This window comes from Paenibacillus sp. FSL R5-0473, assembly GCF_038004565.1.
Taxonomy (GTDB): Bacteria; Bacillota; Bacilli; order Paenibacillales; family Paenibacillaceae; genus Paenibacillus; species Paenibacillus amylolyticus.
In genome coordinates, this window is sequence record NZ_JBBORL010000001.1 from 1,650,548 (window position 1) to 1,675,845 (window position 25,298).

The 25,298-nt window shown below is 46.8% G+C and carries 23 protein-coding genes and 1 pseudogene; 20 read left to right on the forward strand and 4 right to left on the reverse strand.

Features of this window, described 5'->3' with window-relative positions:
• The first annotated feature begins 72 nt into the window (after positions 1–72).
• The 20 genes and pseudogenes from bshA to MKY28_RS07390 all read left to right on the forward strand — a co-directional run bounded on the left by bshA (position 73) and on the right by MKY28_RS07390 (position 21,707).
• Entirely contained in the window at positions 73–1,233 is a 1,161-nt protein-coding gene (gene bshA, locus MKY28_RS07295) for an N-acetyl-alpha-D-glucosaminyl L-malate synthase BshA (protein ID WP_036672009.1), read from the forward strand.
• Between the two features lie 62 nt (positions 1,234–1,295).
• Positions 1,296–2,594, forward strand: coding sequence for a CCA tRNA nucleotidyltransferase (locus MKY28_RS07300; protein ID WP_338706436.1), 1,299 nt, complete (start codon positions 1,296–1,298; stop codon positions 2,592–2,594).
• Positions 2,581–3,558 carry a biotin--[acetyl-CoA-carboxylase] ligase gene (locus tag MKY28_RS07305; protein ID WP_076328405.1) on the forward strand — a complete coding sequence of 326 codons (978 nt, stop codon included), beginning with the start codon at positions 2,581–2,583 and terminating at the stop codon, positions 3,556–3,558. The genes MKY28_RS07300 and MKY28_RS07305 overlap by 14 nt, the downstream gene beginning before the upstream one ends.
• A gap of 344 nt (positions 3,559–3,902) precedes the next feature.
• On the forward strand, positions 3,903–4,781 hold the full coding sequence (gene panB / locus MKY28_RS07310; protein WP_036672039.1) for a 3-methyl-2-oxobutanoate hydroxymethyltransferase: 879 nt from the start codon (positions 3,903–3,905) through the stop codon (positions 4,779–4,781).
• Positions 4,778–5,673: pseudogene (gene panC / locus MKY28_RS07315) on the forward strand (pantoate--beta-alanine ligase). The gene panB and the pseudogene panC overlap by 4 nt, the downstream one beginning before the upstream one ends.
• A gap of 7 nt (positions 5,674–5,680) precedes the next feature.
• Positions 5,681–6,049 carry an aspartate 1-decarboxylase gene (panD, locus tag MKY28_RS07320; protein WP_445670919.1) on the forward strand — a complete coding sequence of 123 codons (369 nt, stop codon included), beginning with the start codon at positions 5,681–5,683 and terminating at the stop codon, positions 6,047–6,049.
• 117 nt (positions 6,050–6,166) lie between these two features.
• On the forward strand, positions 6,167–6,790 hold the full coding sequence (locus tag MKY28_RS07325; RefSeq protein WP_306068488.1) for a tetratricopeptide repeat protein: 624 nt from the start codon (positions 6,167–6,169) through the stop codon (positions 6,788–6,790).
• Between the two features lie 142 nt (positions 6,791–6,932).
• Complete coding sequence (gene dinG / locus MKY28_RS07330) at positions 6,933–9,794, forward strand: ATP-dependent DNA helicase DinG (protein ID WP_340935430.1); 2,862 nt, start codon at positions 6,933–6,935, stop codon at positions 9,792–9,794.
• 219 nt (positions 9,795–10,013) lie between these two features.
• Complete coding sequence (locus tag MKY28_RS07335) at positions 10,014–10,667, forward strand: redox-sensing transcriptional repressor Rex (RefSeq protein ID WP_036671997.1); 654 nt, start codon at positions 10,014–10,016, stop codon at positions 10,665–10,667.
• A complete protein-coding gene (locus tag MKY28_RS07340; protein ID WP_036671995.1) occupies positions 10,654–11,961 on the forward strand; it encodes an amidohydrolase in 1,308 nt (435 codons plus the stop codon). Before MKY28_RS07335 ends, MKY28_RS07340 begins: the two co-directional genes overlap by 14 nt.
• A 39-nt stretch (positions 11,962–12,000) precedes the next feature.
• Complete coding sequence (locus tag MKY28_RS07345; protein ID WP_340935431.1) at positions 12,001–12,531, forward strand: cell wall elongation regulator TseB-like domain-containing protein; 531 nt, start codon at positions 12,001–12,003, stop codon at positions 12,529–12,531.
• A 300-nt stretch (positions 12,532–12,831) separates the two neighbouring features.
• Complete coding sequence (locus MKY28_RS07350) at positions 12,832–13,359, forward strand: hypothetical protein (protein ID WP_036671991.1); 528 nt, start codon at positions 12,832–12,834, stop codon at positions 13,357–13,359.
• Entirely contained in the window at positions 13,352–14,854 is a 1,503-nt protein-coding gene (locus MKY28_RS07355; protein ID WP_340935432.1) for an AAA family ATPase, read from the forward strand. Before MKY28_RS07350 ends, MKY28_RS07355 begins: the two co-directional genes overlap by 8 nt.
• Positions 14,855–14,987: 133 nt before the next feature.
• A complete protein-coding gene (locus MKY28_RS07360) occupies positions 14,988–15,860 on the forward strand; it encodes a 3-hydroxyacyl-CoA dehydrogenase family protein (RefSeq protein WP_017687750.1) in 873 nt (290 codons plus the stop codon).
• A complete protein-coding gene (locus MKY28_RS07365; RefSeq protein WP_036671987.1) occupies positions 15,857–17,062 on the forward strand; it encodes an acetate/propionate family kinase in 1,206 nt (401 codons plus the stop codon). The genes MKY28_RS07360 and MKY28_RS07365 overlap by 4 nt, the downstream gene beginning before the upstream one ends.
• Before the next feature lie 101 nt (positions 17,063–17,163).
• The gene (gene asnS, locus MKY28_RS07370) at positions 17,164–18,459 is read left to right on the forward strand and encodes an asparagine--tRNA ligase (RefSeq protein WP_017687752.1); all 1,296 of its coding nucleotides are present in this window, start codon (positions 17,164–17,166) and stop codon (positions 18,457–18,459) included.
• Between the two features lie 20 nt (positions 18,460–18,479).
• The gene (locus tag MKY28_RS07375) at positions 18,480–19,184 is read left to right on the forward strand and encodes a DnaD domain-containing protein (RefSeq protein ID WP_084650363.1); all 705 of its coding nucleotides are present in this window, start codon (positions 18,480–18,482) and stop codon (positions 19,182–19,184) included.
• Between the two features lie 247 nt (positions 19,185–19,431).
• Positions 19,432–19,932, forward strand: a complete 501-nt coding sequence (locus tag MKY28_RS07380; protein ID WP_235193861.1) for an RNA polymerase sigma factor — start codon at positions 19,432–19,434, stop codon at positions 19,930–19,932.
• Positions 19,925–20,377: a hypothetical protein gene (locus tag MKY28_RS07385; RefSeq protein WP_340935434.1), complete on the forward strand. Its 453-nt coding sequence runs from the start codon at positions 19,925–19,927 to the stop codon at positions 20,375–20,377. The genes MKY28_RS07380 and MKY28_RS07385 overlap by 8 nt, the downstream gene beginning before the upstream one ends.
• A 28-nt stretch (positions 20,378–20,405) precedes the next feature.
• Entirely contained in the window at positions 20,406–21,707 is a 1,302-nt protein-coding gene (locus MKY28_RS07390) for a multi-tm2 domain protein (protein WP_340935435.1), read from the forward strand.
• 151 nt (positions 21,708–21,858) lie between these two features.
• On the opposite strand, the gene MKY28_RS07395 is transcribed toward MKY28_RS07390, so the two are convergent.
• The 4 genes from MKY28_RS07395 to proC are packed head-to-tail and all read right to left on the reverse strand — an operon-like array spanning position 21,859 to position 25,270.
• On the reverse strand, positions 21,859–22,512 hold the full coding sequence (locus MKY28_RS07395; RefSeq protein ID WP_076317453.1) for a methylthioribulose 1-phosphate dehydratase: 654 nt from the start codon (positions 22,510–22,512) through the stop codon (positions 21,859–21,861).
• Between the two features lie 3 nt (positions 22,513–22,515).
• Positions 22,516–23,193, reverse strand: coding sequence for a 2-hydroxy-3-keto-5-methylthiopentenyl-1-phosphate phosphatase (locus MKY28_RS07400; RefSeq protein WP_340935437.1), 678 nt, complete (start codon positions 23,191–23,193; stop codon positions 22,516–22,518).
• Positions 23,190–24,413 (reverse strand): 2,3-diketo-5-methylthiopentyl-1-phosphate enolase, encoded by a 1,224-nt coding sequence (locus MKY28_RS07405; RefSeq protein WP_047843536.1) that lies wholly within the window; start codon positions 24,411–24,413, stop codon positions 23,190–23,192. Before MKY28_RS07405 ends, MKY28_RS07400 begins: the two co-directional genes overlap by 4 nt.
• Positions 24,410–25,270 carry a pyrroline-5-carboxylate reductase gene (proC, locus tag MKY28_RS07410; protein WP_036671976.1) on the reverse strand — a complete coding sequence of 287 codons (861 nt, stop codon included), beginning with the start codon at positions 25,268–25,270 and terminating at the stop codon, positions 24,410–24,412. Before proC ends, MKY28_RS07405 begins: the two co-directional genes overlap by 4 nt.
• Positions 25,271–25,298 lie beyond the last annotated feature (28 nt).

Genomic DNA, 25,298 nt, shown 5'->3' on the forward strand with positions numbered 1-25,298 from the left:
ACGAAGGGTTTCATTATTCCATTGCATTATATCAACCTGCATGAAGCGGGAGATCAAAGGAGCGTCCACAGGATGGATAAAAAGCTAAAAATCGGCATCACCTGTTATCCGTCCCTCGGCGGGTCTGGCGTTGTTGCAACGGAACTGGGCAAATTACTTGCCGAACAGGGGCATCAGGTTCATTTTATTGCCAACAGTATCCCGTTCAGACTGGGTACGTTCCAGAAAAATATTTTTTATCACGAAGTTGAAGTAAATGATTATTATGTTTTCCGTTACCCTCCGTATGACCTGTCACTGGCAACAAAGATGGCTCAGGTGGCTAAGTCACAGCAGCTGGATCTGCTGCATGTTCATTATGCCGTGCCACACGCAGTATGTGCCTTTCTGGCGAAACAAATGGTAGGGGACGGCCTTAAAGTGGTTACCACGTTACATGGAACGGATATTACGGTTCTGGCTCAGGATGAATCTCTGAAGGATCTGATCCGTCTAGCCATTAATGAAAGTGACGCGGTTACTGCCGTATCACAAGATTTGATTCGAGAAACGGTCGAATTGCTGGATATTCAGCGTCCAATCGATCTAACCTATAATTTTATTGACAAACGAATATATTATCCGCGGGATGCTGCCAGTCTGCGAAGAGACTTTGCTACGCCTGACGAAAAAATATTAATGCACATCTCCAATTTCCGACCGGTGAAAAGAACTCAGGATGTGGTAGAGGTCTTCCGTCAGGTACAGGAGCAGGTTCCTGCCAAACTGTTATTTGTTGGTGAAGGACCTGATTTGCCGAAGATGCAATGGAAGATTAATGATCTCGGCTTGAATGATAAAGTTCATTTCCTTGGCAAACAGGATGACATTGCTCAGGTCATCTCCATGGCGGACGTGTTGATGCTTCCATCGGAGAAGGAAAGTTTCGGACTTGTGGCGCTCGAAGCAATGGCTTGTGGCGTACCCACGATCGGTTCACAGGCCGGAGGAATTCCGGAACTGGTCTTACATGGTAAGACGGGTTATTTATCCGCGATCGGGGATACACAATCCATGGCCGAGAACACCATCCGTTTATTGACGGACGATCGTTTGGCTGCTGAGTTCAGGGAAGCATGTCTTCAGCGCGCGCATCACGACTTTTGCAATGATGCTATTCGGCATGAATATGAACAGATATATTACCGGGTGTTGGGAAGGGAAGTTCCGAATCTGAAGCCGGTTTGCGGTTAATCATTTCTTTGACGAAATCATACTGTGCATACCACAACAGGCAAGAGAAGAGGTGATATGTGGTGGTTCAATGGACACAGGTAGATCGTGAAATGGCAATGCAAAGTGAGAATGTACTCACAACATTAAACAAACATGGCTACAAGGCATATTGGGTAGGTGGTTGCGTTCGTGACGAATTGCTGGAACGTGTTGTGGATGATATGGATATCACGACATCTGCTTCTCCTGAGCAAGTCATGGAACTGTTTGACGATTGTATTCCTACAGGTTTACAACACGGTACGGTTACCGTTCGTTCAGGCGGTTATTACTTTGAAGTGACCACATTTCGAACAGAATCCGAATATCAGGATAATCGCAGACCTGCTGCGGTTCAATTTGTTCAGGATATCAAGGAAGACTTACAGCGGCGTGACTTCACGATGAACGCTCTGGCTATGGACGTCACTGGGACAATCGTTGACCCGTTCGGTGGACAGGCAGATATCAAGGAAGAGCGAGTCAGATGTGTGGGTTCTGCGATGGAACGATTTGGTGAAGATGCACTGCGGATGCTCCGCTGTGTCCGGTTTGCTTCCGTATTTGATTTCAAAATTGCCCACAACACGTGGAAGGGTCTTGTAAGGCAGAAAGACCTGCTTCAACATATAGCAATGGAACGGGTACGTACCGAGATGGTAAAAATGATGTCTGGACCGCATCCTTCAAGAGGGTTGGAGCTGTTATACAGAAGTGATTCCCTTGCGCATATCAAAGCGCCAGTAAGCTCGACCCGATTTAACAAGATGTTGTTATCCAATTTGGAACAATTGTCAGGTCAGCATGTGTTGCTTCGTTGGTCACTCATCCTGATTGCTGGCGGTTATAGCAAGGATGAAGCAGATGTATTATTACGTCAGTGGACATTTTCCAATGAACATCGTTCTCGTATAACAGGGGTCCTCCAGGTGGAACAGTTGATTCATACTTCCGTGCAGGAGCCGAAGGATACGGTCAGTCTCCGTTCCGATTGGATCGTTACTGTTCTGGCTTGTGGCGTTCAGGCGGCGGATGATTGGCTTCGAATACAGTCTGCACTGCCAGCAGAATGGCGGAATCAGTCCGAACCGGCAGAAATGCAGGTTGTATTAGTACAAGAGCTTGCAGCCGAATGGAGTCAATCGATTCCTGTGCATGACTTGAAAGAGTTGGATATTACAGGGGAACAAGTGTTACAAATGGTGCAGCGCAAAGGCGGACCTTGGCTGGGGCAACTAATGAAACATTTGTTACGAGAAACGGCGATTGGAACGATAGCGAATCAGCATGAAGCACTAAGTGCAGAAGTGAAGCGGGTGGTTCAAGATGACCAAACATGAAGATCTGTTACATATGTTATTAAATGCAGAAGGACGATTCGTATCGGGTGAAGAGATCAGCCGTAATCTGTCCATCAGTCGGACCGCTGTGTGGAAACATGTGAACAAGTTGCGAGACATGGGTTATGAGTTTGAAGCGGTATCCCGCAAAGGATACCGTCTGTTAACGAAGCCGGATAGCATTGACGCTACTGGGCTCCAATTGGCCCTGGATACAACCATATTTGGCCGTAAGGCTGTTTTGTTGGCTTCGACCCTGTCTACGCAAGGGGATGTTCTCAAGCTAGCTGAGCAAGGGCAGGCAGAAGGCGCTGTGGTCATTGCGGAAGAACAAACAGGAGGAAGAGGACGTTTCGGTCGACAGTGGTTCTCTCCTCCGGGTAAAGGAATCTGGATGAGTGTCCTGTTACGCCCTGATCTACCACTTCAGCATACGCCGCAGCTAACTTTATTAACAGGAGTGGCTGTATGTCGTGCCGTTCGAGCTTGTTCAGGAGCTGATGCGGGCATCAAATGGCCAAATGATGTGTTGATTGACGGACGCAAGGTATGTGGCATATTGCTTGAATCTACGGTAGAAGATCATGAAGTCAGATACTGTATCGCAGGTATAGGCGTTGACGTGAACTTTGATCCCGAGGATTATCCGGAAGATCTGACCACAATCGCTACTTCGCTCAAGATGGAGACGGGTCAATCCGTTGATCGCACCAAACTAACGGCTGCCATTTTGACGGAGCTTGAACAGTTGTATTTTTTGTATCAAAAAGAAGGATTTGGCGTGATCTCAGCTCTATGGGAGGCCCTGTCCGTATCGATGAATCGAGAGATTACAGTGACGAATCCTCATGGTGTCATTGAAGGGAAGGCAATTGGTCTTGACCCTTCTGGTGCACTTATCGTGGAGAAGCACGATGGAGAACATACACTAATCATCTCTGGTGAGATTTCCTGGAAATCATAAACAATTTGTCGAATTTTCACTGGTAAAATGAACATAAGACGTGAAGTTTGAGCAGAACTTTGGTATACTGTGTTCGTGAGGCGATATCGGCTAATGCAGACCGAATTGCACTCCCGTAACAGTAACCTTTGTTCTGCTTTGATGTGTTTTATATAAGCAGACCGCAGTGCAAGAATGAAATACGTTTAAGTGAGTTGTTGGATTCTGCTCTGAGCCGAAGAGGACCGAGACAGAAGGGACGATCGCAAGTGACTCTTTTTTGACTTTTCGGGACTTTTTAGTGGAAAACTAAAAGGTTTTTTTGTTGCGTTTATTTGAAAAGAAGAAAGGAGCCATGAAAAAAAATGGCGAACAAACAAGCGTTGAATATTGTGAAAATGAAAAAATATAAGCAGGATGGCGTGCCGCTTACCATGATCACGGCTTACGATTATCCAACAGCGCTCCTAGCAGAGGAAGCAGGTATTGATCTGATCCTGGTTGGTGATTCACTCGGCAATGTAGTACTGGGTTATAATTCGACGCTTCCGGTGACCATCGACGACATGGTATACCACACACGTTCCGTAGTGCGCGGTGCTGAGAAGACATTTATTGTGGCTGATATGCCTTTTATGACCTATCATGGCAGCGTGGATGAGACGCTTAAGGGTGTCCGACGACTGATGCAAGAGGGGCATGCCCATGCGGTTAAAATGGAAGGCGGAGTCGAAATAGCGGACACCGTCAGAGCAGTCGTGCAAGCAGGCGTGCCTGTTCTTGGACATATCGGACTGACACCTCAATCGGTTAATCAGATTGGTGGTTACCGCATTCAGGGCAAGGATGCAGCGGATGCGAAACGTCTGATGGACGAAGCCAAAGCCTTGGAAGCTGCAGGTGCGTTTGGCATTGTGCTTGAACTGGTTACGGAAGAAGTTGCACGGGCGATCTCGGAGGAACTGTCCATCCCTACCATCGGAATTGGAGCAGGACGAGGCTGTGATGGTCAGGTACTGGTATTCCACGATGTGGTTCAATACGCCTCTCCGTATACGCCCAAACGATTTGTCAAAACCTATGGAGATGTGGGTACATTAATCAGAACCAGCATCGAAGCTTACGTGAAAGAAGTGAAAGATCGTTCGTTCCCGGCCGAAGAGCATGTATTCAATGCGGCGGATGGTGTTCTGGATCAACTGTACGGCGGACAACGCAAGGAAAAGGTGGGGAGTAACTCATGAAAGTATTACGGACAATCGCAGAGTTAAGACAGGAACTAAGCTTGAAGCGTCAAGCGATTCGGTCCAGTGCGTCTGTTGTAGGTCTGGTACCGACAATGGGTTATCTTCATCAAGGTCATGCAAGCTTGATGCAGGCAGCCAGACAACAGAGCGATATCGTGGTATTAAGCATATTTGTTAATCCAATTCAATTTGGCCCTAATGAAGATTTTGACAGCTATCCGCGGGATGAAGCCAGAGATGTGGAAACAGCACGCTCACAAGGAGTGGATATCGTATTTATTCCCTCTGTTGAAGAGATGTATCCACAGGCAACGCAAACGACCGTATCTGTCTCAAAACTGACGGAGCGCTTATGTGGCGCTTCACGTCCAGGACATTTTGACGGAGTAACAACTGTAGTCTCCAAGCTGTTTAACATCGTACAGCCACAGCGTGCATTTTTTGGAATGAAAGACGCTCAGCAGGTTGCGGTCATTCAACAGATGGTGAATGATTTGAATATGCCTGTAGAAATTGTACCCTGTCCGATTGTTCGCGAAGAGGATGGCCTTGCCCTCAGTTCACGTAACGTCTATCTTAACCCAGAACAGCGTACACAGGCCTTGGTTCTATCGAAGGCACTACGTGCAGCTCAGGAAGCCGCAGATACAGGTGTAGCTACTCCAGCCGCAGATATCCGTCGGATTCTGCGCGAGCACATTGCAACCTCACCGCTTGCCGTTATCGACTACGCCGAGATTCAGGCTTTTCCAAGTCTGGAGCCGCTCGCAGATCAGGAAGAAGTTCAAGGCCGTGACGATCTGCTCATTGCACTTGCGGTGAAATTCGGAAAAACAAGATTGATTGACAATATAAGGTTGAAAAATAGGAGGTACTGTCCCATGTTTAGAACACTGATGAAATCCAAAATTCACCGGGCTACGGTAACGGAAGCCAACTTGAACTATGTGGGTAGTATTACCATAGATGAAGACTTGATGGAAACATCCGACTTGATGGAAAACGAGAAAGTGCAAATTGTGAACAACAACAATGGTGCACGTCTGGAAACATATGTGATTCCAGGACCACGCGGAAGCGGGGTCATATGTCTTAACGGCGCAGCTGCACGTCTGGTACAGCCTGGAGATAACGTCATTATCATTTCTTACGCCATGATGTCACAAGAAGAGGCAAATACTCACAAACCAACCGTTGTATTTGTAGATGGGCAGAATAAACCTGTACAAACGATGAAACAGGAAGTCCACGCAACAATTATGTAATCGACTGGTAAGGAGAATGAAATCGGCCCTTGAAGCAAAAAATGAGTACAGGTCACTGCACTAATCCATTTTTTCAAGGGTGGGGATGCATCGATGTTCCAGCATGTTTTCGCAGAAATGAACGACATGTTAGATGAAATTATCAAGAGCTATCCTTCCGCTGAAGGCCTGAACAAACAAGAATTGCTGCAAAAGTGGAACTTGCTTAAGCGGATGAGTGACGGAATGCTGGATGAATGGCTGATGTTTGAAGAAAAGATGAGCCAGGTGAGGGAGCGAGAGATGGATAAGCCTGCTTCCCTTGAACCGGAACAGGAAGCTGTTACCGCTCTGCCTGAACTCCATCTGGAATGTTTCAGTCGAGGTCAGGGTTATTTCAAATTACAGATGTATCCGCAGGCGATCATGCAATTCTCCCGGGTTGTGACCGACCATCCGGAGAGTGCATTAACTCGTTTTTACCTGGCGCTGGCGTATCTGAATCTGGAACAAATGGCGGAAGCCGGAACACATTTACAGCAGATCATGTACCTTAAAGGTTCACCTCGCTTGAAAGGGCTTGTGTGTAACGCCCTGGGCTGTATTCAAGTCAAGCTTGCGAATCCCGAAGCTGCATGTTCACTCTTTGCACAGGCCCTTCAGTATGACCCGACATTGACCGAACCACTGTACAACATGGAAGCTTGCAGGTTGAACAGGGGAAAATTGCAATATGCTAATCAGCTGACGACCCTTCATTAAGCGGGAATTCGGCGACAAAAAAACGGTGTTCCCTCCTTTGGCATAGCGGCGGGGACACCGCTTTTTTGTCAGTTAATTTTCAAATCCCCTTTTTTTTGCTATGCTGTAACATAGACTGGAATGGAAGGGACCGTACATTGCAATGAAATTTGCCGTATTGGATTTCGAAACAACCGGCACGCAGTCCGACGGTGAGATTATACAGACCGGACTTGCCATCATAGATCATGACTACAGCATAACTCAAATATATAGTTCTTATGTGAACCCTGGTGTACCGATTCCCCCGTTTATTTCGGGGTTGACGGGTATTACCGATGCAGATGTGGCGGACGCTCCTTCACTCGAAGAGATGATGATGGAGATGGTTCCGCTGCTTAATGATGTGGTGCTTGTTGGACACAACGTCGCTTTTGATTTTCACTTTTTGCAGAATGCTCTTGACCGTTGCGGTTATTTGCCGTTCACTGGCCGCATTCTGGACACGATTGATTTTCTGAAGATCACATTCCCATCACTGGGTTCTTATCAACTCGGTTATGTGTCTTCCGAATTTGGATTTCAACATGATCGCCCTCACCAGGCAGACAGTGATGCACTGGCGACAGCCTATGTGCTACTCAAGTGTCTGGATGAGTTAAAGGAATTACCGCTCATAACGATTCAGCGCCTCAGTGACCTGTTTGCACCAGAAGACAGTGACTTGGGTTGGTTTTTGGACGGAATGCGCAGTGAGAAGGAAGCAGAGCCGATTCAGGACCTGGACGGACATACCTATTATCGTCAGCTTGCTCTTAATGTAAGTGATTGGACCGATATTGGTGCACCACGCGATGAGCGGGAGGCTAACCCCCTCGATGGTGTAAGCTTCGAACAGTTTATGGACCAGGTTCGGGAGAATCTGAAGGATACACTGGATCATTACGAAGAGCGTGAAGCGCAGACTCAGATGTTCAGCAGTGTAAGGCAAGCCTTGGATGAAGAGAAACATCTCTTGATCGAAGCTGGAACGGGTACCGGTAAATCTCTAGGGTATCTGTTGCCTGCTATTTACGAAAGTGTGAAGCAAGAACAGAAAGTTATGGTTAGCACGCATACGATCAATCTGCAGGAGCAATTGAGAGAGCGGGACATTCCGATGCTGACTCAAGTGGTACCGTTCCCGTTTAAGGCTGCTGTATTCAAAGGACGTGGACATTACCTGTGCCTGCGCAAATTTGAACACAAAATCAATAAACGTGAATTCGCCACACCTAAAGAGGATTATTTCACAGCTGCTCAGATGATCGTCTGGCTTACGCAGACCGAAACCGGAGATGATGAGGAACTTAACCTTAGCGGACGCGGAGGGGACTTCTGGGAGACCGTACAGAGTGAATCCGAATCATGTCTGGGAAGATCCTGTCCATGGTTCCGTAAATGCTTCTACCATCGTGCCAAACATGAAGCAGGGTTGTCTGATATCGTAATCACCAATCACTCCAAATTATTTACGGATGTGAAAGCCGCGCATCAGCTGCTGCCAGCCTATGAGAGTCTTGTGATCGATGAGGCACATCATCTGGAGGATGTCGCTGGTAAACATCTTGGAATGCATATGAAATATTTCACCTTGGTTCATACACTGACCCGCCTATTTAAAGACAGTCGTAATGGTCAGCTGCCTATGCTTCGTTCGCAGTTATCCGTGCATGAAAATTCGGTGCAATGGGGCTCCATGGTGGATCAGATGTTCCCGCTCGCTCTTGAAGTTAAGGAGCTGTGGGATCGTATGAGCGATGCCTTGTTTGGTCTGTTGCCTGAACGAAGTGATGCTTCACCGGGAGAGACGGGGCAATTTTCACTGCGTCTGAAAGCATCTCAGAAACCTGCAAAATGGCAGGAGTTGCAGGATCTGGAGAACCAGATCTATGTGACTCTGGGCGATTTGGTTCGCAAAGGGGACAAATTGCTGCTTGAGGTGAAAGAAGATCAGGATGATTATCAATCAGATAGTCTGATCACGGACATTACAGGATTACTGAAAGATCTGACCACATTGAAAGAGAATCTACGGTTCTTCATGCGTATGGATGATGCCAAAACGGTGTACTGGATGGAAGCCAGCGGCCAATTCCGCAGCAAATCTCTCCAGCTGTATGCCGTACCTGTAGATGTGAGTGCACAACTGAAGGATTTATTTTTTGATAAAAAGAAAAGTGTTGTGCTTACATCGGCTACGCTTTCGGTAGATAAGTCATTCCAGTTCATGATTGAACAGCTTGGCTTGCAGGAAGCCGCCGAGAACAATCGGCTATTAACGTCGATGTTGCCATCACCTTTCAACTATCGCGATCAGGCACTTCTGGTGATTCCGCGTGATTTCCCAAGTGTGAAGGGAAGTGTGGGTGATGCGCACTTTGTTAATATGCTGGTGCAATCACTCGCAGAGACGGCAATTGCTACGCGTGGACGCATGATGGTTCTGTTTACTTCATACAAGATGTTGCGACAGGTCTATGATCCGCTGAAGGAGGCACTGTCTGGCAACGACATCTCGTTGCTTGGGCAAGGCGTTGACAGTGGAAGTCGTTCCAAATTGACTCGCAGGTTTCAAGATGCCAAAGCAACGGTACTTCTGGGCACAAGCAGCTTCTGGGAGGGTGTAGATATCCCGGGAGAGGCCCTAACCTGTCTCGCTATTGTTCGACTGCCTTTCCAGCCACCGAATCATCCGTTGGTGGAAGCCAAGAGTGAGTTGCTTCAGGAACAGAAGAAAAATCCGTTCATGAAACTGTCCGTGCCACAAGCGGTCATTCGTTTCAAACAGGGATTTGGCCGATTGGTGCGTACAGCAAAGGACAGAGGAATTGTCATTGTTTATGATACACGGGTGATTGAAGCGTATTATGGTAAATTCTTTTTATATTCATTACCTGGTCCCAAAATGGAGCACATGCTCACGGAGCAAATGGTTCCACGAATTACCGAGTGGTTGGAAAAACCTGCTAATGAACAAAAATAATGGTTGTTTTGTTCGTTATATCATTGCATGACACTATCGTTTGGCGTTAAACTTTATTAGATATTTCCGTATCCGATTAAAGCAGTTGCACGTAAGAACTTATAACCCAAATTACAAGGAGCATTCTGTATAAAATGTCACGTTTATCTTTGAGTTTTATACAGAATGCTCATCTTTTCATCTATTATTTTATCGTGGCCTTGGTAAGGGGGAGCAAGAATGAAATCGGATAAAATTTCGGAAGCGGTGGTACGACGTCTGCCTGTATACTTGCGTTATTTGAACGAGTTGCATCAGCGTGAGGTGGCTACTGTTTCTTCTCAAGAGCTTGGACAGAGGCTGGATCTGAATCCGGCCCAAATTCGTAAAGACCTGGCTTACTTCGGTGATTTTGGTCGTAAAGGGATCGGGTATGATGTATCCTATTTGATCGAGAAAATTCGTCACATTCTCAAAATTGATCAGCAAATTAATGTAGCTCTGGTAGGCGCGGGTAACCTAGGACAGGCCTTGTCCAACTACAACGCATATCTGAAAGACAACATGAAGATTGTTGCAGTATTTGATGCATACGGACCGAAGATTGGTAGTCAAATCAACAGTTTGACGGTAAAACCAATGGATGAATTGACGGAAGCGGTTAAAACGGAAAATATTCGCATCGGAATTATCACGGTTCCGGATACGGAAGCCCAAAATGTAGCCGATCAGCTTATTGAATCAGGAATTGAAGCGATCCTTAATTTTGCACCAACCATTCTAAAAACACCGCCGCATATCCGCATTCACCATGCTGACTTTACAACGGATCTGCTTAGTTTGGCCTATTACTTGGAGACTGGAAAGGACGACGAGGAAGATGACAACAAATAGATGGGTAATTCACAACGGCAAATTTGCCGTTAATGAAGGCGGCACAACATGGAACGTGGTCCACGGATACATGGTTGTTGAGAATGACAAGATTGTGCATATTGGTGAGACATTGCCGGATGAAGACAAAAATTGTACCAAAGTGGATGGAAAAGGACTGTTCTTCCTGCCGGGTCTGATCAATACGCATGGTCATGCAGCGATGTCGTTGCTCAGAGGGCACGGAGACGATCTTGCATTGCAAGTATGGTTGCAGGAAAAAATGTGGCCGATGGAAGCGAAAATGACTTCAGAAGATGTATATTGGGGAACTTCGCTATCAGTGCTTGAAATGTTGAAAGGCGGAACTACAGCGTTCCTGGACATGTACGATCACATGGATCAAGTTGCCAAAGTTGTGGAGCAATCCGGCGTTAGAGCAGCACTGGCACGTGGTGTAATCGGGCTGTGCTCGGAAGAAGAACAATTGCGGAAGCTGGAGGAGTCGGCAGCGTTTGCACGTGAGTGGAATGGACAGGCAGATGGTCGCATTACAACCGTAATCTCGCCACACGCCCCATATACATGCCCTCCTGACTACATAGAGAAGCTTGTGCAGGTCGCGAACGACCTAAACCTTCCCCTTCATACACATATGTCGGAAACGCTTCGTGAAGTCGAGCAGAACGTGGCTGATTATGGACTGCGTCCTGTGGCACATCTGGAGAAACTGGGCTTTTTCTCTCGTCCATCCCTGGTTGCACATGCGGTGCATCTGAATGACGAAGAGATTGAGATTCTGGCCCGCCATGATGTGGCTGTATCCCATAACCCGGGAAGTAATCTGAAACTCGCTTCCGGTGTTGCGCGGGTACCTGCGTTGCTGAAAGCTGGAGTTACCGTGTCACTCGGAACAGACGGACCGGCAAGCAACAACAACCTGGATATGTTCGAGGAAATGAGACTGGCTGCATTGATTCACAAAGGTGTATCTGGTGACCCGACGGCAGTGCCAGCAGGCGAAGCGTTATTACTCGGAACGTCATACGGTGCCAAATCTATCTTCTTGAACAATACCGGAGCACTCCAGGTTGGCATGAAGGCTGACTTTATCGCCTTGGACATTGAACAGGCACATTTCTATCCACATACAGACCTGATCTCACATACGATCTACTCGGCTTCTGCCAAAGATGTTGAGCACGTATGGGTGGATGGAAAACAAGTGGTGAAACATGGCGAATGTCTGACGCTGGATGAAGAACGCATTTTGCGTGAGTCTCAATTGGCATTTGATGGTCTGCTTGCTCGTTAATTGCAGGACAGAGCATCATAGGGAAAGGAAGTTCGGCTTTTGAAGAAAAAAAAGAAGTGGATATGGATTTCGCTGCTTGCACTGGTTCTGATTCTGTTTGGACTTCAGCGTTATTACGTCCATGTCACGCAGGACCAACGCAAGGAAGAAGCGCTCGCCATACAAGCAGCACAGGAGAAACTGGGCATTACATCCTATGATGAATTGCGCAAGTACATCTGGGGAGACAAAGAAGGCTCTGACAACATCTACTGGACCCTGATCGGCAAAAACAAGGATAACCAGGATGTTATGGTCTGGGTTAAATTCGATGCAAACAATCAACCGGTTAAGGGTGCAAACGCTGTACACAGTGAGCTGCTGCAGAATGGCATGTCCGAAGCGCAGATACGCAATCGCTTCAGTTCTGAAGTTCCTGCCGGTGAGATTAAACGAATCATGCCCGGAGTTGTGAATGGAATATATGTGTGGCAAGTGTATTATAAAGACGGTACGCATAACCACTATCGCTTTTATCGTTTTAGCAACGGAGAACAGGTGGACCTGGTCTACACACTCCCGAACAGCTAGAACAAATAGAGTGACATAACTAGAGAATTAAAGAAATGAAAGAACCGGCAGACGGATATCCGACTGAACCGGTTCTTTGTGTTGCCTGTAAATATATTTGATTTAAATAGTTAAAATTAATAATTTATTCATATTTTCGCCTTCGAAATTGTATATACGATGTGATATACTCAGATATGTACTCAAAGTTACATTCAAAACAAATAAACCTGTCGAAATTATCGCAGGAGTCAATGTTCAAATATTCGTATATACCAATAAGCCAGTAGGTTGGGCCAAATTCTGGGAGGGGTAATTCACTTGAAGCTAAAAGTATTGCCTATTGCTATAACTGCCGTCATTTCAGCCGTTGTGTTGTTTGGAGGTTGGTTTGTATATCGTCAGGTGGCTGTGCAGAATCCGATTGAGAAAATGGTAACCCAGTACGATGGAGTCAATGACGTTCAATTAACTATTAACCGCAATGACGTACAATTGAAACTTGATCTGCAACCTGATGTTGATTTGGGCAGACTGGTACAATATATTCACAAAGAAGGACAGACCCTGATTGGAACACGCTCACTAAAGTTGGATGTTGTGGATCATTCCAGTGAAGCACTGGAAAGTTGGTGGGGTGATGCGATGTTCACCGTAGCTCAGGCGATGGAGAACAAGCAATACACCGAGATTACACCAACGTTGTCAAAGATGGCGACGAATGGAATTAAGGTAAATACAGCGATGGATGACAACAATGTATATGTCAGTCTCAGAGACGGAGATGCCAGCAAGTTTATTATTCTGCCGCGTGTGCCCGGTCAGATAGGAGTGTGGCCTAATGCCTAAGTGGACAAAAGAAGTTGCCATCGGATTTTTTCCCGTATTGATTATTTTCCTTGCTTTTACTGGTGTTAATATTGTTCCGATCCTGATTGCAGCAGTGCTTGTCGGAGCTTTGCTGTTCATGATGCAAATGCGTGGCGGGATTACAGTAGGCGCTGCACAGGAACGTAAACGGAAGAAAAAAGGACCTTCCAAGCTTACTTTTGAAGAAATTGGTGGACAGGACAGTGCTAAGCAGGAATTGCGTGAAGCGCTTGACTTTCTCATCAAACATGAAGAAATCCGGAAGTTCGGGATTCGCCCGTTAAAAGGGATCTTGCTGACGGGCCCTCCAGGGACAGGGAAAACGTTGATGGCCAAGGCTGCTGCCCATTACACCGATTCTATTTTTGTAGCAGCATCGGGTAGTGAGTTCGTGGAAATGTATGTTGGTGTGGGTGCCAGCAGAATTCGGGATTTGTTCAAGGACGCGAGAACCCGTGCCACCAAGGAAAATAAGGAAAACGCTATTATCTTTATCGATGAAATCGATGTCATCGGGGGGAAACGTGAGGGTGGTCAACAGCGTGAATATGATCAGACCCTCAATCAGCTCCTGACGGAAATGGATGGAATCTATTCTTCCGATACGCCAAGAATTCTGGTTATCGCTGCAACGAACCGTAAAGAGATGCTGGATAGCGCCCTGACGCGACCGGGACGTTTTGACCGCCACATTCAAGTGGACTTGCCTGACAAAAAGGGCAGAAAGCATATTCTGGAACTGCATGCAATGAACAAACCTCTGTTGAAGGAAGTTAATCTGGAGAAAACAGCGGAAGAATCATATGGTTTCTCCGGTGCACAGCTCGAAAGTGTGATGAACGAAGCAGCAATATACGCCATGAGAGACGGGCTGTTAAACATTGAACAGCGGCATTTGTCCCTGGCTATTGATAAAGTCATGATGGGTGAGAAGACAGACCGTGAGTCCAGCGTGGAAGAGAAGAAAAGGGTCGCCATTCATGAGTTGGGACATGCCATTATGGCTGAACTCGTTCGTCCAGGCAGTGTTAGTCAGGTGGCACTTAGTCCGCGTGGTCAGGCGCTGGGATATGTACGTCATAACCCGCAACAGGAACAGTTCCTCTATACGAAGCGCTTTCTGGAAGAGCAGATCATGATTGCACTCGGAGGAGCAGCTGCGGAGGAAATGTACTACGGTGGTCGTTCCACGGGTTCACGCAATGACTTTGATCAGGCAACCAATGTTGTACAGACGATGATGGCTTCGGGGTTGACTTCACTTGGGATTGTGAACATGGATATGGTCACAACCGAGGAACTGATGCGAGAGAATAAATTAATTCTGCAAGAACTGATGGAGCAGACAAAGCGGTTGCTTGAAGAACAACGGACAATTTTCGACAATTCACTCGACATTTTGATTCGTGAGGAAGTTTTATCTGGCGAGCAATTTCGTTGTCAATTTCGTGACAGTGCCCTTCTACCAGCATAATTTATTTATGCTGGTTATTTTTTTTTACATTTCACTCGTGCTAAGATATTATTATATGTTGGGTCGAAATTTGTAATTTTCGGCGAACAGGGTACAATAGAGAAATAGAGAACCGAAAGGATGGAGCAGAACCATGTTTTTCAAAAAAATAGGAGTTGTCGGCGGCGGTACGATGGGGCAAGGTATTTCCCAGATGCTCGCAGCCAAAGGACTTGATGTGCTTCTCGTGGAGCATACAACACAAAAGCTGGATCATGCATATGACATGATCGAAACCAATCTGGATAAACAACTGGAGAAATGGGCGATTACAAAAGCGGAGAAGAAATTAATTCTTTCCCGTATCACCAAGGTAGCTCATTTAGCTGAACTTGGAACTTGCGACATGGTCATTGAGACAATTTCAGAAGATCTGGATGCGAAAAAAGCAGTATTCAGCCAACTGGACCAAGTTTGTCCAAGCAATGTCATTCTGGCAAGTAATACATCCACGCTGAGTTTGACCGAGCTTGCAAGCTCGACCAAATACCCAGAGCGTGTTATTGGTATGCACTTTATTCACCCGGTATCCCGGGTTGATCTTGTAGAGATTATTCGTGGACTGAAAACTTCGGATACAACATTCGAAGAGACCAGACGTTTTGTTGAAGAAGTAGCGGACAAAAAAGGAGTCATGATCTATGAATCACCTGGATTCGTAACTTCCCGCTTGATCTGCCTGCTGATTAACGAAGCGTTGCATGTATTGCAAGAAGGTGTTGCATCTGCTGAAGATATCGATGATGCAATGCGTATCGGATACAACTTCCAACATGGACCACTCGAAATGGCTGACCGTTTCGGATTGGATTCTGTTGAAGCTGCACTCGAAAGAATGTTCCGTGAATTCGGAGAATTGAAATATCGTCCTTCTACAGTCCTGAAGAAAATGGTGCGTGCAGGACACCTGGGTGCCAAAACAGGCGAAGGATTCTTCAAGTACGACAAGGATGGTGACCGACTGTGAAAGTACTCGTAATTAATGCGGGGAGTTCCTCGCTCAAATATCAACTGTATAATATGACTGACGAATCTGTACTGGCTAAAGGTTTGGTAGAACGGATCGGAATGGATTCCTCCATCTTGACACACAAACCGACAGGCCGTGAGGATGTTACAGAAGTTAGTGAGATTCTGGAGCATACAACAGCGATCCGTAAAGTCATTGATATTTTGACTCACAAAGAAAATGGTGTACTGGATTCTGTAAGTGAAATTCAAGCTGTTGGACACCGTGTTGTTCACGGTGGTGAAGCATTTAAAGAATCTGCATTAGTAGATGATGCTGCCAAAGCTGAAATTCGTCGTTTGTTCGACTTGGCTCCACTTCATAACCCTGCAGCAATGATGGGTATTCGTGCGGCTGAATTAAATATGCCTGGTGTGCCACAAGTTATGGTCTTTGATACAGCATTCCATCAGACGATGCCTGAAAAAGCTTACCTGTATGCTATTCCGCGTGTACTTTACAAAAAATATAAAGTACGTCGCTACGGCGCACATGGTACTTCCCATGATTTCGTAAGCAAGGCAGCTGCTGAATATCTGGATCGTCCAGTGGAAGATCTGAAAATTATCACTTGTCACGTCGGTAACGGCGGTAGTGTAACAGCAGTTAAAGGTGGCGTATCCGTTGATACTTCGATGGGTATGACTCCGCTTGAAGGATTGATGATGGGAACGCGTTCTGGTGACCTTGACCCAGCCATCGTACCTTATGTAATGAACAAGGAAGAACTGAGCGTAAGTGAAGTGAACTCCATGTTGAACAAACACAGTGGATTGCTTGCGATCTCCGGAATCAGCAGTGACATGCGTGAGATTACGGAAGGTATGGAGAATGGCGATGCCAACTCCACGCTTGCTTTTGAAATGTACGAATACCGTCTGCGTAAATACATCGGCTCATATGCAGCTGCAATGAACGGTGTAGACGTGATCGTCTTTACGGCTGGTGTAGGTGAGAACTCCGTTGTACTTCGCCAAAAAGTATGTGAGCAACTCACTTATCTGGGTGTTGAACTGGATGAAGCGTTGAATGCCATTCGTTCTGGCGAACCACGCCGGATTACAACAGCGAACTCCAAAGTGGAAGTTCTCGTTGTGCCAACAAACGAAGAATTGGTAATTGCACGTGATACACACCGAATCGTATTGAATTCTCAGTAATCTAACTGTAAAGTAAATATAGAATGACAAGGAAGTGCAGAGGACAGGCATAAGCCTGCCCGCTGCATTTTCAAATTCAGGAACCAAGGGGAGATATGGGCATGAATACGAATTGTGTAATTCGTAATGTGAACGAGCATGTGGGCGAAACCGTAACAATCGGTGCCTGGATTAACAACAAACGTTCCAGCGGTAAAATTCAGTTTTTGCAGCTGCGTGATGGAACCGGATATATCCAAGGGGTTGTTGTGAAAAGTGAAGTTAGTGAAGAGATCTGGAACAATGCCAAGAGCCTGACCCAAGAAAGCTCTTTGTATGTTACAGGTATTATTCGTGAAGAACCTCGCAGTGCGTCCGGTTACGAGATGACTGTTACAGGGGTTGAGATCATTCACCTGACTGAAAACTATCCAATTACGCCTAAAGAGCATGGTGTTGATTTCTTGATGGACCATCGTCATCTGTGGCTTCGTTCTACGAAGCAACGTGCTGTTATGGTGATTCGTGCAGAGATTATTCGCGCTGTTCAGCAGTTCTTTGATGGTAACGGATTCACACAAGTTGATCCTCCGATTTTGACACCATCGTCTGCGGAAGGAACAACGAACCTGTTCCACATCAAATACTTTGATGAAGATGCTTATCTGACACAAAGTGGTCAATTGTATATGGAAGCCGCAGCCATGGCTCTGGGCAAAGTATATTCCTTTGGTCCAACATTCCGCGCAGAGAAGTCCAAAACACGTCGTCACTTGATTGAGTTCTGGATGATTGAGCCGGAAATGGCATTTGTAGATCACGAGGAAAGTCTGCGCGTACAAGAGAAATTTATCGCTCATGTTGTTCAATCCGTGGTGAAAAACTGCCGTGCAGAACTGGAATCTATCGGTCGTGACGTATCCAAACTCGAAGGCATCGTAGCTCCATTCCCGCGTATTACGTATGATGAAGCGATTGAATTCCTGCATGGACAAGGCTTTGATATTCCTTGGGGAGAAGACTTTGGTGCACCACACGAAACAGCTATTGCTGAGAAGTACAATACACCTGTCTTTATCACGCATTACCCTGCTGGAATCAAGGCTTTCTATATGAAACCAGATCCGAATCGCCCAGAAGTTGTTCTCTGTGCTGATATGATTGCACCAGAAGGCTACGGAGAGATTATTGGCGGTTCGCAGCGTATCGATGATCCGGAATTGATGCAACAACGTTTTGAGGAGCACAATCTCTCGGATGAAGCTTACCAATGGTATCTGGATTTACGTAAATACGGATCGGTTCCTCACTCCGGTTTCGGTCTGGGATTGGAGCGGACGGTAGCATGGATCTGTGGATTGGATCATGTACGTGAAACAATCGCATTCCCACGTATGCTCTATCGTCTGTACCCTTAATGCTTAACCGAGGAGCGTCTATGGAAGACACCACATCCAAAGCTTGGTTGGATGGAGCAGCTTATGGCATGACTTCGGGTACAGCCCATCTGCCGTATGCCTTGTTACGTTTTTATCACCAGCTTGGCCTATCAGATGCAGAAGTGCTTCTTCTGATTCAACTGCTAGGGTTCCGTCAGGCAGAGTTCAATGAGTTTCCCACGCTTGAAGAGCTTGCGGCGCGCATGGGACTTGCACCTGAAGGCATTGCCAGAATGTTGCAACGTCTGATGAGGGATGGGTATATTGCTATTGACGAGCACCGTGACGAAGAACGGGACATCCAGTACGAGCGATATGATTTACATGGATTATATGCCAAGCTTGCAAAGTGCACTGCTGAAGAAGTAGCCGCATTCCGTGCGGAGCAGCAGAGTAGCAATTCAGCACGTCAAGATTCGAACAGTGTTCAAAAAGAAGAGGAAGAACGGAACATGTTCTCCATCTTTGAAAAAGAATTTGGACGTCCGCTCTCTCCAATGGAGTGCGAGACGATATCCGGCTGGTTGGATCAGGACCGTTATCAAGAGGAATTGATTCTAATGGCTCTGAAGGAAGCGGTTTTTGCAGGCAAAGTACATTTCCGGTATATCGATCGAATACTACTTGAGTGGAGTCGCAATCGTGTCAAGACCGTTCAAGACGCGAAGGCGTACACACAGCGGTTTCGTAATGGTGGACGTTAATTCCAGCGTAGGCAGGGACAAGAAACAGGCCAGAAGTCATTCTGTGCCTGTTTTTTTTGGATTAAAGATTGGATGAGTGATCAGCAACATCAACCTTTCAGGCAATGATTTCATTTTGTTTTACAAAAATTTGATAGATCACGCAGGGGTTAACGCACAAGCTATCGTCTATTGTATTGGAGAGGAGGGGAGAGTTATTGATGAAACGCGCGTAATCGAACAAATCCGTCAAGGAGATACATCCCAGATGCGTACTCTGATTGATAAATATAGCCAGCATGTATACCATGTGGCCTATTCCGTACTCAGGAACGATCAGGAAGCACAGGATGCAGCTCAGGAGGCGTTCATACAGATGTATAAGTCTCTCCCCGACTACCGTTCTGAAGGTTTCAAAACGTGGTTAACCCGAATTGCCTTTCACAAAGCGATTGATGCCAAACGCAAGCTGGGCAGACGAACTGCTGAGGATCTGGGTGGAGAAGAAAAAATAATCAATATGCCCGGACGGGATGAAGACGTTCTTACCCGTCTCGTTCGTGAAGAACGTCAGGATAAACTTCGCGAACGAATTAATCAGTTGCCTGCTCAGCATCGTGACATTATCACTGCGTATTATCTAAGCGAAAAAAATTATGAGCAGATTGCCAGTGATGCACAGGTGGCTGTGAAGACTGTGGAATCCCGCTTGTATCGTGCCCGGCAGTGGATTCGAAAAAATTGGAAGGAGGATGAATGGCGTGAGTAAACAGGAGAAGTATACCGCTGCGCAATGGACTGATTATATTGAAGGCCATATGAGTGAAACTCAAGCGAACCAAATGGAACAGCTTTTGCTGGAAGACCCGGATGCGATGGACAGTTATTTGGAAGCACTCGTTATCCATGGGGAACTACCTCCGCTACATGACCCAACAGGGTTTGCGGATTCAGTCATGCATCGGATTGAGGGCATTCAATCACCCAAGGTACAACGCAAATCCCGTGCTGGACGAAACCGGCGCTGGCTTGATCATAAAGTGTTCCATTACGCGGTAGCAGCCTGTTTGACATTGATCTTCCTCTCGTCTGGACTTTTTGACAAGGTAGCACCATATCACAAGTTCCAGGATGGCGACCACAGAGGGTCATTTACCGAGAAATGGACGGAGGCAGCCACTTCATGGCTGGATAACCTCAAGCCTAAACCATAAATAGTTTCGCATTGCCTGAAAAGAAAGGATGACGACTGTGCACTCAGATCGTAACAAATTACTCGCATTTCTATTAAACCTGATACCAGGTCTCGGTTTCATGTATTGGGGACGGGCTGCAAGGGCTGTGATCTATCCATTGCTTTTCTTCGGAACAGCTGTTGGTTCATTCATGTTAGCCATGGTCACTAATGAACAAGATTTATTGATTTTCGGTGCACTTTTTGCTGCTTTCTTCTGGGGGATCAGCATGCTGGATATGGTTATTGTTCTGCTCCGTACACCTTCTGCCCGAGAAGCACATTATAGGGGATACGGTGCGGCTTATGGAGCGCCTCCACACCAAGGGGCAGCCTACCAGGGAGCATACATGGGTCAGCAAGGGCCTATGGAGCAGATGAATGAAGATGAGCTGCATCAACATCCAGGTGGTGAATATGGCCATCCTGAGGGCCCCTATGGTCAACCCATGTACCGAAAAGGCAGTGAGGGTGAACGGTTCTTCACCATTTTGCTCTCATTTGTTCCGGGATTGGGCCACCTTCATCTGGGATTGTTGCATCGCGGTTTGTCGTTCTTGATGGCGTTCTTTGGTTCATTTGCCATGATGGTTTTCGTGGCATCGATCACCAATGAATCCGTATTTTTAATGTTTCTACTCATACTGCCTGTAATATGGGTATACTGCATGTTTGACGCGGTGCAACATGTCCACCGTAAGCAGGCTGGTGAGGTGTTGCAGGATCGGACATTATTTGAGGAATTGGAGATGGGCAGAGTAGCCGGACGACGTAGCAAAGTGCTTGCAACGCTGCTATCCGCTTTTCCAGGTGCAGGTCATCTATATCTTGGATTGCAGAAAAGAGGCATGCAATTGATGTTCCTGTTCCTGGGCAGCATCTATGTACTGGACCTGCTTCACTTATCTGTGTTTCTGTTCATGATTCCGTTGATCTGGTTCTACAGCTTCTTTGACGGGCTCCAGTGCTCCAGTCGTTATGGACGCGAGCCTTTGGTTGATCAACCGATCTTCAAGGACTGGGCCCGCCATCAGCGTCTGATTGGTTTCGGGATTGCCGCGCTGGGTCTATATTACCTGACGATCCGGCTTGTCCTTCCACAGCTGAATGAGCTCTTCCCTAATGCATTTATGACATACGAGATTCGTTCCTATTTGAATACCGTCATTGTATCCTTGCTGCTCATTTTTGGCGGCTTGAAACTGCTGTTTGGCAAGCAACGGGGAACGGGTATCCAAAGTGCTGCTCATCGAAATGATGAGGGAGCAGACAGCCTCTTTTTATTCAAGGATCGGGATGATCGACTGTAGAGTGACCTAAAGATTATTTACACTGACACTACGATGACAGAGCAACCTTCTAATCGCTGTTATCCAACAACATAAAAACACGCCAAGGGCTATGTATATCAGCCTCTGGCGTGTTTTTGGTTGTGCAACTTTGATTTCGAATAAATGATTGCTATTTCGTAGCGCCCTTCAGCAGAAGTTGACGGTACATCACTTCGAACAGGAATTCGAACGCTTCCAGATGACGTTTCGCTTCAAAAGCATCCTTGCCCCACGCATATATGCCGTGGTTACGCAGCAAAATTCCTGGTACGTTGGCATCAAGTACACCTGGCACCAATTCAGCGATAGATGGAATATCCGCAAAGTTAGGCAGGACGGGTACACGAATCTCCGCATTTTCTTCCCAGATGTTGAAAGCCTTGATCAATTCGATTCCTTGAATCGGTACGTGTCCATCTGCTCCAAAGAATTCACTGATCAGGTTGTTAAACACGGTATGCACGTGGAATACAGCACCACAACCCGTCAAACGATAGATTTCACAGTGAATCAATGTTTCGGCACTTGGTTTCAACGTTGTTGTTTCAATTGCTTTGCCGTGTTTGTCCACAAAAAGAAAGTCTTCCGGAGTGCGAAGTGATTTGTCTTTGCCTGAGGCGGTAACCGCAAAATAAAATTGCTCCGGGTCAAAGTCTCCTACACGCATCGACAGATTGCCACTTGTTCCGGGGAACCAGTTACGACCGGCAAACAACGCTTTAATATCAGCCAGTTCTTCAAGGACCTGACGTTTGTGTTCCAATGTAATCTTTTCAAAGCCCATCGTTTACAGCACTCCTTGTGTTTGCTTCTGTTTCATATCTTCGATGATATCGTAAAAGGTAGCGAATGGCACATGGTCTACACCCAGCTCAATACATTTGTCCGTTAAAATAGAGCGGGAGTAGACGAGGTCGGCAATTTTGGCACCTTCAAAATCCGTCAGACTGTCTCCAATGAGGATTCGATTGTATTGTTCTTCCGGGAAGGTACGAATGACTGTTGTTTTGCACATGCCGCAGCCATTCTCACAAGGAGGCTGGCAGGGATTCGGCCATTCAATCTTAATGGTTTCACCCGAGAAGTCAGCTCCGTTGCAATAGACATGATCCTGCGGGATATGAAATGGTGCGAGTAACGGTTCAATGAAAAAGTCCATACCACCGCTGCTCACATTGAATTCGATATCTTCGCTGCGAACGTAGTCAAGAAACTCGCTGAATCCTTCACGGATCCCCGCTTGTCCAAGCACAAATTCCACAATTTCATCTTTCTGCGATGCAGGCAACAGAGCAAACATGGCTCCAACACCTTCACGCAGCGAGATTTTTTGCTCAATTGTATCTTTCATAATCGCTTCAATGCCCTCAGGCTTGAAATGTTTCATGATTGCGACAATATTGTCCGAGAGCGTAATCGTACCGTCAAAGTCACAGAAAATGACTGTTTTTTTATCACTTCTCATCGTTCGCCACCCCACAGATCCAATGCACTTTTTAGCTCCGGATGCTCGGTTGCATACTGCGCGAGTGGAATGGAACGTTGAGCTGCCTCAATGGCTTGCAGGAATGCACGTCCGCCTGCCTCAGTGCCCATAGGATGTCCATGAATACCGCCACCAGCATTAACGATGACATCCGTGCCAAAGTCGCGCAAAATGAGCGGTACAAGGCCTGGATGGATACCGGCTGAAGGCACTGGCATACTGGTTCGTACTGGCAGATCGGCTGTCAGTAATTGCTCCGTGATCGCCATATTTTCTTCCTTCGGCATCGTAACCGAACCATAAGGAGAAGGGAAGAGCACCAGATCGGCACCTGCAAGACGCATCAACTGACCAAGTACAACCGAAGCCGACATGCCGTAATGTGGTGAAGGATACAGTGCTCCCGCAAGAGCAGGATGAGCCATAATTGGCACATTGATGTCAGGATCACTGCTGAGTTCATGCAGCACATCATATCCGTAAGACAATACGTTGAATAACAGGGCATTGGCTCCTGCACCAATAGCGCGTTCAGCTTGTTGCTTCAGACGAGATGTAGGTCCTGTAAGATTGGTTGCATACAGAAGTTTCTTGCCGGTCTCCTGGCGTGCCTGTTCGGCAGCTTTCATGCAGACCTCGACTCTTTTTTCGATAGGTGTCAATTTATTTTCGAACAGAATCTCATCGTCCTTGATCAGATCAACGCCCCCAAGGGCCTGACGAATAAATTGTTCACGCAGTTCATCTGCATCCAGTCCGATAACTGACTTAAAGATACTCATTAACAGTGGACGATCATGCACACCAAGCAGATCACGAACACCATTCAGTCCAAACTTGGGTCCCGGGAATGCACTCAGGAAGCCATCCGAGAAACCAAGCTTTGTTAATTTGATCCGGCCATCCATTGAGATTTTGCCAAAGACCGTCACGAGCAGGGCAGGGATATCACGGCTGAAGTTAACATCAGGATATCCGATGGTAATATCGGCGTAACGCTCACCCGCAGCCATTCCTTCAGCTTCATTTACTTCTACGTTGATTACTTCACCCAGATGTTTCTGCATCGCTTCACGCTGGGCTTGCGGCAACTCAGTCCAACTACCCACGGTCATGCCAATCGCGATAGACTGAGCCTTCTTGCGAAAGTCTGCATGATCATCATGCAGACGATATGTGGCTGTGCACATGTTATTCATTTTAAATCCCCTTCCAAAGCAGCTCCCATCTCCCGTGAGCGCTCTGCACAGCGGTTGACGGCTGCGATTACATTTTCAAAGAAATCTCCTTCGTCCAGCGTTTTCAGTGCTGCCTGGGTTGCCCCTCCCGGGGATGTCACATCACTACGAAGCTTCATCGGTTCCAAACCGGTTTGTTGTACCATACGTGACGCGCCCAGCACCGTCTGAACAGTAAGATCACGAGATTGCTGGCTGGATAAGCCACCACGAATACCTGCGGCAATCATGGCCTCCATTAAATAGTATACATAAGCAGGGCCGCTTCCGGAAATCCCAGTGAGCACTTCGAGTTTATCTTCAGGTACGATGGTTACGATACCAACCGCTTCAAACATGGTCATCACCGTACTGCGCTGTTCATCCGTAATCTCCGCAGAGAAGGCAAGCCCGGTTGCACCGAGTCCAATGGTACTGGATGTGTTCGGCATGGTTCTCGCGATCGGTTGTTTACGACCAAGCAAGGACTGCATCGTGCGGATTGATAATCCGGCAATGACAGATACGATCAGTTGATCCGGTGATAACAGTGGCCCAAGTTCGCGCAGCGCTGCAGCAGCATCTTTGGGTTTCATACAGAGTACAATGACCGGAGTGGAGGCAAGGTGATCCAAGGATTGCGAGGCAGTTCCGGTATGTACAGCATAACGGGTGCTGAGCTCCTCCTGACGTTTCTGGTTGCTGCGGTTCAGCATCGTAATATCCTGAGGACGAACGACTAGGCGGGAGATCAGTCCGCGCACGATGGCTTCAGCCATCGCGCCTGCTCCGTGGAAAGTAATCTTCTGTTGTAGTAACGTCTGTTGCTCTTGACTCATATTTATCGTTCCTCCTATATAACTGGTG

What these genes read in the sequence shown, in the direction of transcription:
- bshA (WP_036672009.1), top strand. Translation starts at nt 73, where the DNA reads ATGGATAAAAAGCTAAAAATCGGCATCACCTGTTATCCGTCCCTCGGC.
- MKY28_RS07305 (WP_076328405.1), top strand. Translation starts at nt 2,581, where the DNA reads ATGACCAAACATGAAGATCTGTTACATATGTTATTAAATGCAGAAGGA.
- panB (WP_036672039.1), top strand. Translation starts at nt 3,903, where the DNA reads ATGGCGAACAAACAAGCGTTGAATATTGTGAAAATGAAAAAATATAAG.
- panD (WP_445670919.1), top strand. Translation starts at nt 5,681, where the DNA reads ATGAAATCCAAAATTCACCGGGCTACGGTAACGGAAGCCAACTTGAAC.
- MKY28_RS07325 (WP_306068488.1), top strand. Translation starts at nt 6,167, where the DNA reads ATGAACGACATGTTAGATGAAATTATCAAGAGCTATCCTTCCGCTGAA.
- dinG (WP_340935430.1), top strand. Translation starts at nt 6,933, where the DNA reads ATGAAATTTGCCGTATTGGATTTCGAAACAACCGGCACGCAGTCCGAC.
- MKY28_RS07335 (WP_036671997.1), top strand. Translation starts at nt 10,014, where the DNA reads ATGAAATCGGATAAAATTTCGGAAGCGGTGGTACGACGTCTGCCTGTA.
- MKY28_RS07340 (WP_036671995.1), top strand. Translation starts at nt 10,654, where the DNA reads ATGACAACAAATAGATGGGTAATTCACAACGGCAAATTTGCCGTTAAT.
- MKY28_RS07355 (WP_340935432.1), top strand. Translation starts at nt 13,352, where the DNA reads ATGCCTAAGTGGACAAAAGAAGTTGCCATCGGATTTTTTCCCGTATTG.
- MKY28_RS07360 (WP_017687750.1), top strand. Translation starts at nt 14,988, where the DNA reads ATGTTTTTCAAAAAAATAGGAGTTGTCGGCGGCGGTACGATGGGGCAA.
- asnS (WP_017687752.1), top strand. Translation starts at nt 17,164, where the DNA reads ATGAATACGAATTGTGTAATTCGTAATGTGAACGAGCATGTGGGCGAA.
- MKY28_RS07375 (WP_084650363.1), top strand. Translation starts at nt 18,480, where the DNA reads ATGGAAGACACCACATCCAAAGCTTGGTTGGATGGAGCAGCTTATGGC.
- MKY28_RS07380 (WP_235193861.1), top strand. Translation starts at nt 19,432, where the DNA reads ATGCGTACTCTGATTGATAAATATAGCCAGCATGTATACCATGTGGCC.
- MKY28_RS07390 (WP_340935435.1), top strand. Translation starts at nt 20,406, where the DNA reads ATGACGACTGTGCACTCAGATCGTAACAAATTACTCGCATTTCTATTA.
- MKY28_RS07395 (WP_076317453.1), bottom strand. Translation starts at nt 22,512, where the DNA reads ATGGGCTTTGAAAAGATTACATTGGAACACAAACGTCAGGTCCTTGAA.
- MKY28_RS07400 (WP_340935437.1), bottom strand. Translation starts at nt 23,193, where the DNA reads ATGAGAAGTGATAAAAAAACAGTCATTTTCTGTGACTTTGACGGTACG.
- MKY28_RS07405 (WP_047843536.1), bottom strand. Translation starts at nt 24,413, where the DNA reads ATGAATAACATGTGCACAGCCACATATCGTCTGCATGATGATCATGCA.
- proC (WP_036671976.1), bottom strand. Translation starts at nt 25,270, where the DNA reads ATGAGTCAAGAGCAACAGACGTTACTACAACAGAAGATTACTTTCCAC.